Source organism: Myxacorys chilensis (genome assembly GCF_059505265.1).
The window spans coordinates 51,265-63,837 of record NZ_JCACKG010000225.1 but is presented as its reverse complement, the minus strand read 5'-3'; the positions used below and the strand labels follow the sequence as shown (position 1 = coordinate 63,837).

10 protein-coding genes are annotated in these 12,573 nt (G+C 50.8%); 8 read left to right on the top strand and 2 right to left on the bottom strand.

The genetic code is table 11. From position 1 onward, the window contains the following. Nucleotides 1-13: 13 nt before the first annotated feature. The gene (locus AC5JLB_RS22880) at nucleotides 14-469 is read right to left on the bottom strand and encodes a secondary thiamine-phosphate synthase enzyme YjbQ (protein WP_495876132.1); all 456 of its coding nucleotides are present in this window, start codon (nucleotides 467-469) and stop codon (nucleotides 14-16) included. A gap of 142 nt (nucleotides 470-611) precedes the next feature. On the opposite strand from AC5JLB_RS22880, the gene AC5JLB_RS22875 reads away from it, so the two are divergent. The 4 genes from AC5JLB_RS22875 (at nucleotide 612) to ileS (ending at nucleotide 5,343) form a co-directional block, all read left to right on the top strand. Beyond that, the gene (locus AC5JLB_RS22875; protein WP_495876131.1) at nucleotides 612-920 is read left to right on the top strand and encodes a hypothetical protein; all 309 of its coding nucleotides are present in this window, start codon (nucleotides 612-614) and stop codon (nucleotides 918-920) included. After that, a complete protein-coding gene (locus tag AC5JLB_RS22870) occupies nucleotides 836-1,213 on the top strand; it encodes a Uma2 family endonuclease (protein ID WP_495876133.1) in 378 nt (125 codons plus the stop codon). Before AC5JLB_RS22875 ends, AC5JLB_RS22870 begins: the two co-directional genes overlap by 85 nt. Nucleotides 1,214-1,319: 106 nt before the next feature. Beyond that, the gene (locus AC5JLB_RS22865; RefSeq protein ID WP_495876130.1) at nucleotides 1,320-2,252 is read left to right on the top strand and encodes a Ycf66 family protein; all 933 of its coding nucleotides are present in this window, start codon (nucleotides 1,320-1,322) and stop codon (nucleotides 2,250-2,252) included. 208 nt (nucleotides 2,253-2,460) lie between these two features. Beyond that, entirely contained in the window at nucleotides 2,461-5,343 is a 2,883-nt protein-coding gene (gene ileS, locus AC5JLB_RS22860) for an isoleucine--tRNA ligase (protein ID WP_495876129.1), read from the top strand. Nucleotides 5,344-5,663: 320 nt separating this feature from the next. Here the strand turns inward: ileS and AC5JLB_RS22855 are convergent, their stop codons facing one another. Then, nucleotides 5,664-7,103 (bottom strand): IS110 family RNA-guided transposase, encoded by a 1,440-nt coding sequence (locus AC5JLB_RS22855; protein ID WP_495876128.1) that lies wholly within the window; start codon nucleotides 7,101-7,103, stop codon nucleotides 5,664-5,666. A 415-nt stretch (nucleotides 7,104-7,518) separates the two neighbouring features. Here AC5JLB_RS22855 and AC5JLB_RS22850 point away from each other — a divergent pair, with 415 nt between their 5' ends. The 4 genes from AC5JLB_RS22850 to AC5JLB_RS22835 all read left to right on the top strand — a co-directional run bounded on the left by AC5JLB_RS22850 (nucleotide 7,519) and on the right by AC5JLB_RS22835 (nucleotide 12,479). Beyond that, on the top strand, nucleotides 7,519-7,980 hold the full coding sequence (locus AC5JLB_RS22850) for a hypothetical protein (RefSeq protein ID WP_495876127.1): 462 nt from the start codon (nucleotides 7,519-7,521) through the stop codon (nucleotides 7,978-7,980). Nucleotides 7,981-8,520: 540 nt separating this feature from the next. Then, the gene (gene der / locus AC5JLB_RS22845) at nucleotides 8,521-9,888 is read left to right on the top strand and encodes a ribosome biogenesis GTPase Der (protein ID WP_495876126.1); all 1,368 of its coding nucleotides are present in this window, start codon (nucleotides 8,521-8,523) and stop codon (nucleotides 9,886-9,888) included. Between the two features lie 99 nt (nucleotides 9,889-9,987). Then, nucleotides 9,988-10,998: an energy-coupling factor transporter transmembrane component T family protein gene (locus AC5JLB_RS22840; protein ID WP_495876125.1), complete on the top strand. Its 1,011-nt coding sequence runs from the start codon at nucleotides 9,988-9,990 to the stop codon at nucleotides 10,996-10,998. Nucleotides 10,999-11,003: 5 nt separating this feature from the next. Further along, complete coding sequence (locus AC5JLB_RS22835; protein ID WP_495876124.1) at nucleotides 11,004-12,479, top strand: anthranilate synthase component I; 1,476 nt, start codon at nucleotides 11,004-11,006, stop codon at nucleotides 12,477-12,479. The last annotated feature ends 94 nt before the right edge of the window (nucleotides 12,480-12,573 follow it).

The following is a 12,573-nucleotide window of genomic DNA, read 5'->3' as shown; positions in this document are numbered from 1 at the left end:
AATCGCCTTTGGACTAGTCATTTAGACCCAAACAACATGTCTGAGACATTACCCGTTCTCCCATAACATGCACAAATAGTTCTCGGTTGTGGCGCTGTTGCCGATGCTCCCACACATATATCCCTTGCCAAGTGCCCAACACTAACCGCCCTTGCGCGATCGGAATTTGTTCAGAGGTATGCGTTAGCACCGATCGAATGTGAGCGGGCATATCATCCGCGCCTTCGGTGCTGTGAATGTAGTTCTCCCATTCGGGAACCAGTTTTGAAAAAAAGTTTTCCAGATCTCGCAACACATCCGGGTCGGCATTCTCTTGAATGATTAAACTTGCAGACGTATGACGCAGAAATAGATGACAGATTCCGGTTTGAATGCCGGATTGAGCCACGATCGCTTGAACTTGTGAGGTGACTTTCTGAAGCGATTTACCCGTTGTAGAAATTTTGAGAATTTGTTGGTAGTGAGACATAAAACTATATTGCTAGAGCAGATGTCCTCATTCAAGCGGAAGCGACTATTCAGTGCAACTGCCCATCAACCGTTCCTTAACTTCCAGCGATTCAACACCGCTCCACTAAAATAAAACCAGTTCAGCTTGTGGATGAGCCAAAATGACAACCTTGCTGATTCAAGCTGCCAGCATTCCTCTTGCCGTTCAGTTGCCTTCAGCCATGCAGATGAACGACGAGCAATTTTATGCCTTCTGTTTAGCAAATCGTGATTTACGAATTGAACGCTGTGCAACGGGTGATGTGATTATCATGCCTCCTGCTTTTTCTGAGGTGGGCAATCGTAACTGTATGCTTGCCGTTCAGCTAGGAGAATGGACTGATCAATCAGGGACAGGCATAGGATTTACTCTAGCGCAGGCTTTACGCTTCCCAATCGAGCGGTTCGATCACCTGATGCCGCTTGGATGACGTTAGAGCGGTGGAATGCCTTAGCTGAGCAGCAAAAAGCATCTTTTGCCCCCATCTGTCCTGATTTTGTGGTCGAGCTTCGTTCTTCAAGTGATACTCTTGCCAGCCTACAAGCCAAAATGCAGGAATATATCGATAACGGTGTGCGACTGGGATTGTTAATCGATCGCAAAAATCGCACCGTTCACCTTTATCGACCGGATCGTTCTCCCGAACTACTGAACGATCCCGAAACAGTAAGCTGCGACCCCGAATTACCAGGCTTTGCGCTCAACCTGACCCGGATTGGGTGATACACAACTTAACCGAATTGACCGAATCGAGGAAACCATACCTCTCAAGTGCAGCCCAAGCGGTAGAGTTAAGAAAGCAATTCGGTCACAGTTAGGGAGCAGCGCTATGCTGACATTTCTTTTAGCTTTATTGGTCGGGCTGGGCAGCCTTGCACTGTATCTGTCGGGCTTTCTTTATCCAGAGGTCTACCGCAAAAATGATTTGATTTGGAGCGGGGTTGGACTGTTTTATGCGCTAGTGCTGTTGGTGTGCGGCGATCGCATCACGGGCGGCGTGCTGCTCGGACAGATAGCAAGCACTTCGCTGATTGGCTGGTTCGCTTGGCAAACGCTAGACGCCCGCCTAGGACACACGCCCAGTACAGAAGAATTAAAGTCTAAAGTCGGTGAAGCGCTTCAACCTGAGAACCGGAATCGGATTCTTGGGCAGATGAAACAGCAGGTTTCGGGTCTTGCCAACCAAGTTCAAACAATGGTCGGCAGCAAATCAGAAGCAGCATCCACTCCAGGAACGGCAACGGCTGAGTCTTACAAGCCGCTGACGCGAGAAGATTTTGGCAATCCCGCTCCGACGGTTGAAGCAAACGCTGAAGCGACCGCAACCGAGACGCCGCAGACAGCATCCAAGACTGATATCGGGGGTACGATCGCAGGCATCGGTCAAACGATCGGCGGTTTATTCAAAAAGCCTCCGAAAAATAAAGAAGTCTATGTCCGCAAAGAGTTTCGGGAAGAAGAAACTCCGACCGTCACACCAGACGCAGGTATAACAGGTGACTATAAAGCAGACGCGATCGCAAGCGAGAAAGCTGTCGAAGCTAAAACAGTACCCGTCAATCAACCCGGCACATCCGATTCTGATATGCCATCTGACGAGATTGTGCAAGAAGAAATGGACTACGAAGCAACTCGTGCCGAGGAACCTGTTCCTCCTCATCCTCCCAGTCCCGATTTAGTGGAGGCTGCTGTAGAAGACGCCGCTGAGAAACATCTTCCTGCCGATCCTCCAGCTACAGAAGACTCGCCTGAAAATTCCTAGCAGGAACGCCCCAACCTTTCTTGAAGTAAACTATCAATCAGACGATCAACGGATGCAGTGGAATCAAAAATTCTGCCGCATCCGTTCTTGATTTACTGCCAAAATAGACCAAGAGATTTCCAAACCCGAAAGAGGGCAATTCTCTCATCCCTCCTCGCGAAGCGGGGCATTGCCCTCCCTCCTACTTCATCCCTCATCCCTTATTGATATGTCTCCGACAGAACCAGGATCGTACAAAGACACCGTTAATCTGCCGAAAACCAAGTTTGATATGCGAGCCAATGCGGTCAAACGCGAACCAGAGCTACAACAGTTTTGGGCAGAGCAAGAAATTTACGAAAAGTTGTCTCAGAACAATCCTGGCGACCTGTTTATTTTGCATGACGGCCCTCCCTACGCCAACGGAGCGCTGCACATCGGGCACGCACTGAACAAAATCCTCAAAGACATCATCAACAAATACCAACTGTTGCAGGGACGCAAAGTTCGCTACGTCGCTGGCTGGGATTGTCATGGTTTGCCGATCGAACTGAAGGTGCTGCAAACCCTCAAACCCGAAGAACGTAGGCAGTTAACCCCGCTCGGCTTGCGGCAAAAGGCAAAAGAATATGCCTTGGCTGCCGTCGAACAGCAGCTACAGAGCTTCAAACGCTACGGAGTTTGGGGAGATTGGCAACATCCCTATCTCACCCTCAAGCCCGAATACGAAGCCGCGCAAATTGGTGTATTTGGGCAGATGGTTCTGAAAAAATATATCTACCGTGGCTTAAAACCTGTCCATTGGAGCCCGAGTTCTAAGACGGCGCTGGCAGAAGCAGAGCTTGAATATCCCGAAGGTCACACCTCTCGCAGTCTGTTTGCCGCGTTTGAAGTTAAAAGTCTGTCTAACGATCTGATGACAGCGCTTGATCCCTTTTTAGGAGAGTTGGGCGTTGCTATCTGGACGACGACTCCTTGGACGCTGCCCGCTAATCTTGCCGTGAGCGTGAATCCTGACCTAGTGTATGCCGTGGTTGAAGTCGGGGAGAATGCGCCTGGACGGTTTAAGTACCTGATCGTGGCGAAAGATCTCGTCGATCGCTTAGCCGAAACCTTCGGAACCACATTGGACGTGAAAGCCACAATGATGGGACGGTTGCTTGAGCATTGCACTTACAAACATCCCCTCTACGATCGCACAAGTGAGATTGTAATCGGCGGCGATTACGTCACAACCGAATCGGGTACAGGCTTAGTTCACACCGCTCCCGGTCACGGACAGGAAGATTATCAAGTCGGACAGCGCTATGGTTTACCGATCCTCGCGCCTGTGGATGATAACGGCAACTTCACCGAAGAAGCGGGTCAGTTCCAAGGTCTAAATGTCTTAGGTGATGGCAATACTGCCGTGATCGACGCGATCGCTGCCACAGGTTCGCTACTAAAAGAAGAACCCTACGTTCACAAATACCCCTACGACTGGCGCACCAAGAAGCCGACGATCTTCCGGGCGACAGAACAGTGGTTCGCCTCGGTCGAAGGCTTTCGAGACGACGCGCTTAAAGCGATCGCATCGGTCAAATGGATTCCTGAGCAGGGCGAAAACCGCATCACCCCGATGGTTGCGGAGCGATCCGACTGGTGTATCTCTCGTCAGCGCAGTTGGGGCGTACCGATCCCCGTATTTTACGACGAGGAAACCAATGAGCCGTTATTAAACGAAGAAACGATCGCGCATGTTCAAGCGATCGTTGCCGAAAAAGGCTCCGATGCCTGGTGGGAACTTGCGGTCGAAGACCTGTTGCCTGCCAAATATCACGGACGGAAGTACCGCAAAGGCACCGACACGATGGATGTTTGGTTTGACTCTGGTTCTTCGTGGGCGGCTGTCTTAAAGCAACGTCCACAGCTACGTTATGCCGCCGATATGTACTTGGAAGGCTCCGATCAGCACCGGGGCTGGTTTCAATCAAGTCTGCTCACCAGTGTTGCGGTCAACAATCAGGCTCCGTACAAAACCGTTCTGACCCACGGATTCGTGCTAGACGAACAGGGACGCAAGATGAGCAAATCGATCGGTAACGTGGTCGATCCGTATACCGTGATTGAAGGCGGTAAAAATCAGAAAGAAGAACCACCTTACGGGGCTGACATTCTGCGCTTGTGGGTGTCGTCGGTCGATTACTCGAATGACGTGCCCCTCGGCAAGAACATCCTCAAACAGATGTCGGATGTCTACCGGAAGATCCGCAACACAGCCCGCTTCTTGATCGGCAATTTGCATGACTTCGATCCAGCAAAACACGCGGTGGCGTATGAGCAATTGCCGGAACTCGATCGCTACATGCTGCACCGCATCACAGAAGTATTCGAGGAAGTTCAAGACTCGTTTGAAAGTTTCCAATTCTTCCGATTCTTCCAAACGATCCAAAACTTCTGTGCGGTTGATCTGTCGAATTTCTATCTAGACATCGCCAAAGATCGGCTCTACATCAGTTCTGAGGAGGCGCTTCGGCGTCGCAGTTGTCAGACGGTGTTAGCGATCGCGCTAGAAAATTTGGCAAAAGCGATCGCGCCCGTCTTGTCTCACATGGCAGAAGACATCTGGCAATATTTGCCCTACTCCACGCCTCACAAATCGGTGTTTGAAGCAGGATGGGTAACGCTGGATGAACAGTGGAAACAGCCCAAACTCAAAGCCCAGTGGGAGAAGCTGAGACAAATCCGCGCCGAAGTCAACCGAGTGCTAGAGCAAGCCCGAACCGAGAAAGCGATTGGGTCTTCGCTGGAAGCCAAACTGCTGCTATTTGTGGCAGATTCTGGTCTGCGGCAAAAACTGCAAGCCTTTAATCCGGCAGACAGTTTGAGCGGGAATCGAGTTGATGAGTTGCGATATCTCTTCCTGACATCGCAAGTGGAACTACTTGACTCGGCGGATCAGCTTGAGGGCGTGAAGTATGCGGTGCGAACGGAAGCATTAGGCATTGGCGTCGTCGATGCAGATGGCGAGAAGTGCGATCGCTGCTGGAACTATTCCATCCATGTCGGCGAATCGGCTGAGCATCCGTTGCTCTGCGATCGCTGTATCCCTGCTCTATCCGATAAGTTTTAGTCGGCTAACCCTTACGACACTTTCCTCCTAACTCCTCAAGTTGACTACATGTACAACGTTTCCGCCGACCCCTTAACTGAGGTGAAACGGGGAAGCTGTCCGCCTGTCCATTCTGTCGAGAGGTAATATGCGGAATGAAAGTCGATCTAATGTTCCTCATCCCAGGATTAAGTGGAAAGTGCCCCTCTAATTCACTTAAGTCGGAGTGTTATCTCGACACTGTGCAGCCTAAATCCCTGGGTTAGGATCTTAAAAAGACAGATTTCGGTCTAAAATCCAGACGTGGGCAATTAGACGGAAACTGTCAGTCTGCTAAGAAACTAACCTTCAGACGTTGCTTCAGTTGGAGAGGTAGTCGCGGTTGCAGTCCGCTCAAGCACAAGCGTTGCCCCAAGTTGTTGGGCTTTGCGCTGGAGTTGCTTCAAGGCCCGTTGCCGATACTGCACATTCTCCTGTTCGGGAGGGACAGCCGTAAAGGCAACACGATACTTCAGCATGTGATAAACAATGCGTGCAAGTCGATGTGCAGTTGCAACCACTGCCTTGGGTGCTCCGAGTTTAGAGCGCATACGGCGGTAGAAGTTGCCTAGTGCGCTTTTGCTATGGTGCAGCGTAGCTGCCGCGAGTCGGAAGGCAAGATTCGCTCGGTTGTCGGTTTTCCTCGTGCGCACTCGCTTAATCTTGCCGCCCGTTTTGTCATTATGCGGACACAAGCCCAACCAGGAGGTAAAGTGTTTGACGGTTTTCCACTTACTCATATCGGTGCCAATCTCCGACAAGATGACTTGCACACTCAAGACATCTAGCCCGTCCACCTGCGTCAAATCGACCCCGGCCAACTGGTAAAGCACTCTGCGAAGATCGCCCTTTGGCTGATTCTTTTGAGGGCTACAAGGGCGGCGCTTTGGTGGAGGTAAAGGCTGCTCGTTCAGGTCTACCTGCGGGCTAAACGTGGCAAAGTGCTGTTCAATCTGGAGATCGCAGGCTTGTAATTTCTCGGTATAGACGTCATACAACTCGACTGCCTGTTGCAGGGCAAACACATGCTCGACTCGATAATCGCCGCAAAGCGATTTTGCAATTTCTGCTTGAGATTTGCCGCAGCGCCAGTCCCGGTGCTTGGCTAACTGCTCCGGGTCGCGTACGCCCGCAATGATGTCTCGAATAATCCGGAGGCCGGTCACCCCCGTGACATCGCTCAAAACATTGTTCAGCTTTAGATTCATCTGCTCTAAGGCCTTTTGGATATGCTGGATGTGACTCGCCCGATAGTGCAACAACATTTCACGCTGTCGGACAAACGAGCGTAAGACGCAGATCGAGTTTTCGGGACGAAACGATGCCTGCAAGAGTCCAAACGTGTGCAGTTGCTGAATCCACTGACAATCGAGCACATCCGTTTTCCGTCCGGGCACATTCTTCACCTGATGAGCATTGACCAACACGACGTCAAACCCTCGCGCTTCGAGAATTTGAAAAATGGGAATCCAGTACACGCCGGTTGATTCCATTGCCACCGTGGTGATTCCACAGTTCGCCAACCAATCCGTCAACTGTTGCAAATCAGCGGTAAACGTGGCAAACACGCGCACCGAGTGTTCATCTCGTCCTTGGGGAACACAGGTATAAATCTCGGTTGCCCCCACGTCTAAGCCTGCTGCATTCAGGTTGATCTGCTCAAGGCTATCAGGCTTCGCACTCTTCACAGCACGAGCAGATTTCCGAGCGCGTTCGCTCGAGGCTGAATTCGTGGACTTCATCGCATCACTCCTGTAACAACGACAAAAGAGTTCAGACCCGATGATGTTCTAGGGGTATCTAGTCTGCTAAACGGGGTCGAGGGTTCGCCACCAATAGTTCAACCATGCATCATCGGAACCAGGCTAAATTAACGGGCTAAACAGCACCAAGACTGAGGCGGTTTTGATTGTCTGAACGATTCGAGCCTATCATTAGACTCTGCCACGCACGTCATCAGGTGACGATTCTTCAGTTTCTTTCACACTCAAGACTTGCTTTGCAAAACTGCCCTGCTAAATAATAGTTATGCAGCTAATCCTTAGGCTGGAGTCAGAAAGGTTGATGGCTTGCAATTAGGCTGGTTGAAGATTGTTGATCACGCAAGCGTAATTAAGACAAACTAGTGACGTTGTGAACTTTGCTGGATGAGCCAAGATGCAACGATCAAACGATGCGAATATGCCAGAACCATTGAGCCGAGAACAACGTTGGGAAATCGTACAAACTTTGTTGCAACGAGGCAACCTGCGTAACGAGGCAAAGCAGGCACTCCGCCAAGCTTACCTTAATGCACCAGAGGAGATGCTAGAAACGGCTGTTTTTCATCTCTATGTTGATGGGATCGGAGCCGCAATTGACTGGTTGGTTGACTTAGAGCTATTTCTATGTGAACCCGACCGTAAACTTGATCTTAGTGTTACGTACCACTTGTTGTATCACCTTTACAATTGGTATCAATTTAGTGAACTGCTTGCAGACGGGAAAATAGGTGTGTTAGAACGCCTCAAGAAAATTAAAGAGTTGGTTGCAGATGGAGAGGTAGAGGCAATCCTTGCAACTGTTGAGGAGCTAGAAGCGATGTTTGGAGGCATCCGAAATTATCCTAATTTTCAGTAAGCGGCTGCATAACCAGTCAAACGCAGCGGACAGCCATAAGCTGCTGATAGCGCGTTCAAAGCCTTCTGCTGCCGCTGATTTGGGTCGTTACACATCATCAGAAATTGCTGCATTGTCTAAAACAGGCGTGGAGCTAGTTGCCTATCTGCAGCATGAAGGAATTGTAAATTCGCGACCTAATATTGCTGATGGTCAAGCTTACACCTGAAATCCGCGGAACGAAACCCAAACGAGATCGCAGAACTAAGATCCACGAGTTGTGAATTAAGATCTCAATGCGTAAAACACGGAATTGCGATCGCAGAATTAAGATCCACGGGTTGTGAATTAAGATCCGGGTGCGTGAAACACGGAATTGCGATCGCAGAATTAAGATCCACGGGTTGTGCATCAAGATCTGCGAGTTGTGCATCGTCAGAAGTTGCTGCTTAAAAATAATTGTCAACAGATAGAGAGCCAAACTCGCTACAATGAGACTCTGCTAAAAGCAGGATGCGACAAAACGCGCATTGCTTATTTTCTTCATTCCTTCTCAAATTTATGGCTTTACCGATCGTTGCCATCATTGGTCGTCCCAATGTGGGAAAATCGACCCTCATGAATCGCTTGTCACAAGTGCAGGACGCGATCGTGTATGACGAACCGGGCGTCACCCGCGATCGCCTCTACAAAAAAGCCTTTTGGCGCGATCGCGAGTTTCTCGTCGTCGACACAGGCGGACTCGTGTTTGGCGATGATACCGAATTTTTGCCGCTGATTCGTCAACAGGCGATGTTAGCCTTGTCGGAGTCTAAAGCCGCCATTTTCGTCGTTGACGGTCAGCAAGGGCTAAACGGCGCAGACGAAGAGATCGCTCAATGGCTGCGAGAACAGTCTGTTCCCGTGCTGTTGGCGGTCAACAAATGCGAATCGGTCGATCAAGGTATGGCTCAAGCGGCTGAATTTTGGTCGCTAGGACTCGGTCAGCCGTATGCCGTATCGGGCATTCATGGCAATGGAACCGGAGATTTGCTCGATGCGTTAGTAGAATATTTACCCACATACGACGAGCTAGAAGAAGATTCAGAAATTCGAGTCGCGATCGCGGGTCGCCCAAACGTCGGCAAATCTAGCTTGCTGAATGCTTTTGTGGGTGAAGAGCGCTCGATCGTCAGTCCAATTTCTGGCACAACGCGAGACGCGATCGATATGCTGGTCGAGCGGGCGGGCAAAACCTATCGGTTGATCGATACTGCTGGAATTCGCAAGAAAAAGAACGTTGAATACGGCCCCGAATTCTTCGGCGTTAACCGAGCCTTCCGAGCGATCGAGCGGTCGGATGTCGTGCTGCTGGTGATTGATGCGCTCGATGGCGTTACCGAGCAAGACCAAAAGCTGACCGGACGCATTGCCGATGATGGACGCGCCTGTGTTGTCGTCGTTAACAAATGGGATGCTGTCGAAAAAGATTCCCACACGATCTACGAATTCGAGCAAACCTTGCGGAGTCGGCTGTACTTTGTAGAATGGTCGAACATCATTTTCATCAGCGCCCACACCGGACAGCGCGTTGAAAAAATCTTTGACTTAATCAACACGGCGGCTGAACAGCATAAGCGGCGCGTTTCTACCTCTGTGATCAATGAAGTCATTGAGGAAGCCACAAAATGGTACTCGCCTCCGACCACCCGCCAAGGTCGTCAAGGCAAGATTTACTACGGAACGCAAGTCAGTTCTGGGCCACCCGCGATCGCGCTGTTTGTTAACGATCCAAAACTATTTGGCGACAACTACCGCCGCTATATGGAACGTCAGTTTCGTAAAGCATTAGGGTTTGAGGGCACTCCGATTCGCCTGATGTGGCGAGGTAAGAAACTCCGCGACTTTGAGCGGAACAGTTCGGTAAATCGGGCGACCAAGGTTAAATAAGGGATGAGGGAACCTTCGACCTGCTCCGCGAGGAAGGACGCCTCACGGCAACGATGACCTACCCTCATCCCTCATCCCTCATCCCTCATCCCTTCTCTAATGGATTTACTACGATCGCTGCCCCTCGGTCTGTATCTCGAAAACCCGGTGACTTGGCTTCACCGCCTCGATCCGCGAGTCAAGTTGGCTTGGCTGATGAGCTTTTTAGCGGCTCCCTTGCTGGCAACAGCAACTTGGCGGCTGATCTTGGTGGCGGTGCTGATTTTGCTGACTGTGGCGGCTCGCATTCCACTGCGAATCTGGCGTCAGCAGATGGGCTGGCTGTTGTTTTTAGCAGTTTATGTGTTTGCCTTGGTTGCGATCGCTCCGGATGGTTTAGGAGTAGATTCCCAGCCCCGTTTACCCCCAAACGAATTGGCTTTCACTCAGCAAGCCAGTACGCCTCTACCCTCAACGCCGAGTCCTGCCTGGTACAATCCCTTAAACTTTGGGCAAAAGCCTGATCCAGATCGGCAAGCAGCCGTGGCGAAGCTCAAACGCCCTGACTTGCCCCAGCCGACGGGCTATAGTTACATCGTATTTCAGCGGGGACTATTGAAAGTGTCGCGGCGATCGCTCGATCTCGCCATTCGCATTAGTACGCTCTTGTTTACGCTGATCTACAGTACGACGTTGTATCTGCTGACCACTGCGCCCGAAGAAGTGACCGCAGGATTGGAAGATTTGATGAGTCCGTTGCGACAATTTAATGTTCCAGTCACTGAAATTGCACTGACGTTAACCTTGTCTTTGCGCTTCATTCCGCTTGTCCTGGAAGAGTTTCAGAACCTGGTGCGCTCCATTCAAACTCGTGCCATTAACTGGCGCAAACTAGGATTGCGGCGATCGGCGCAAATCTGGATGTTAGTGGCTGAGCGGTTGCTCGAAAATCTTCTCCTGCGAGCCGAACAAATTGCGAGCGCGATGAAGGTACGCGGGTTTACCAGCCCAAACCGCCACCGGGTTCCGTGGCACGATCTCAAGATTGGTCGCTATGACTGGGTAGCGCTGGGCGTATTGGGCGTACTGTGGGCCGCGAGAGTGGGTTTCGGGCAGATTGGCAGCGGATGATCGGAATGAATACTCCTTCACTACCCCATTCCGTTTCGGCTTGGCATTGGCGATCGCGCCCTCTCAATCATCGGACTGGATCACAGGTGTTTGCGGCTTTGTTTTTGAATCAGGCGATTCCTTCGGAAGCTTGCGGAGCAATCGCAACCCTACTTGAAAGTCCTTATCCTCCATCGCCCGATTATCCACAGTTAGGACGGTATTCGATTTGTGCAGGTTCGCCCCGGTGCATCAATGGTCAGCCTCAGCTGTGGACACCTGCGATCGGGGAGGTGTTGCCCTTTCTAAACCATCTAATATCGCAGGCTGCTTCAAATGCTGAACGCCACGTTGAAGCAACGGCGTCGCTCCCGTTTACGGGAGGCTGGCTCGGCTGGCTTGGCTACGATGTCGCTTGGGAAATTGAGCGATTGCCTTATGTGAATTCTGATCTGTTGCCGTTCCCGATCGCATATTGGTATGAACCAGAGTGCTTTACTGTTTTAGATCACGAACAGCAGATCCTTTGGTTAGCGGCAACAACTCCAGATCAAATCGATCAGATGGAGCAACAGCTAGAAACTAATTCGAGCATTGTTTCTATGGCTGCTCCTTCGCTGATCCCCCAGTTTCAGCTGTCTCAAGCACCCCAGTTTCAACTGTCTCAAGTTCAGCATGAAGCGATCGTTCTCAAGGCGAAGCAACACATCGAAGCGGGTGACATTTTTCAGGCGAATTTGTCGCTGCGATTTGAAGTTGAAACCACGGCAGAGAGTTGGTCAATCTATCGATCGCTACAACAGATCAATCCTTCTCCCTTTGCGAGTTATTGGAAGACGCCTTGGGGCGCGATGATTAGCTGTTCTCCCGAACGATTGGTTCATTCTAGAGATGGCATTGCGCAAACTCGCCCAATTGCAGGCACGCGATCGCGGGGGCGATCGCGAGAGCAAGATCAGCAGCTTGCCGCAGAACTGCTCAGCAATACCAAAGAACGAGCCGAACATATCATGCTGGTTGATTTGGAACGCAATGATTTAGGACGGGTGTGTGAATGGGGATCGGTCGCTGTCAATGAACTGCTAGCGATCGAGCGCTACAGTCATGTGATGCATTTAGTCAGCAATGTTAAAGGCAAACTCCGCTCCGATGTAAATGCCGTCGATCTCATTCGGGCGTTGTTTCCGGGTGGAACGATTACAGGGTGTCCAAAAGTCCGCTGTATGAAGATCATCGAGGAACTGGAACCCGTCCGCCGCAATTTGTTTTATGGCTCGTGCGGCTACTTAGATTGGCGTGGCTATCTTGATCTCAATATTCTAATTAGAACGCTGCTCTATGCCCAGTCTACCCCTCACACCGCTGCCAAAGTTTGGGGGCAAGTTGGTGCAGGCATTGTTGCTGATAGCGATCCTGAACGAGAATGGCATGAGTCGTTACACAAAGCTCAAGCTCAATTGCAGGCGCTAGAGTTAGCGATGTCGAGCCTGATATCTGACTGAGAGAATTTCACCCGATCGCGCTGAGCAGGACAGGCAATCGGCTGTATACTCGCTTGAAACTCTGGGTCTTGAAACTCTGGGTCTTGAAACTCTG

Bases quoted from the DNA above. Each gene is read 5' to 3' on its own strand.
- AC5JLB_RS22880 (WP_495876132.1), bottom strand. From the start codon at position 469: ATGTCTCACTACCAACAAATTCTCAAAATTTCTACAACGGGTAAATCG.
- AC5JLB_RS22875 (WP_495876131.1), top strand. From the start codon at position 612: ATGACAACCTTGCTGATTCAAGCTGCCAGCATTCCTCTTGCCGTTCAG.
- AC5JLB_RS22865 (WP_495876130.1), top strand. From the start codon at position 1,320: ATGCTGACATTTCTTTTAGCTTTATTGGTCGGGCTGGGCAGCCTTGCA.
- ileS (WP_495876129.1), top strand. From the start codon at position 2,461: ATGTCTCCGACAGAACCAGGATCGTACAAAGACACCGTTAATCTGCCG.
- AC5JLB_RS22855 (WP_495876128.1), bottom strand. From the start codon at position 7,103: ATGAAGTCCACGAATTCAGCCTCGAGCGAACGCGCTCGGAAATCTGCT.
- AC5JLB_RS22850 (WP_495876127.1), top strand. From the start codon at position 7,519: ATGCAACGATCAAACGATGCGAATATGCCAGAACCATTGAGCCGAGAA.
- der (WP_495876126.1), top strand. From the start codon at position 8,521: ATGGCTTTACCGATCGTTGCCATCATTGGTCGTCCCAATGTGGGAAAA.
- AC5JLB_RS22840 (WP_495876125.1), top strand. From the start codon at position 9,988: ATGGATTTACTACGATCGCTGCCCCTCGGTCTGTATCTCGAAAACCCG.
- AC5JLB_RS22835 (WP_495876124.1), top strand. From the start codon at position 11,004: ATGAATACTCCTTCACTACCCCATTCCGTTTCGGCTTGGCATTGGCGA.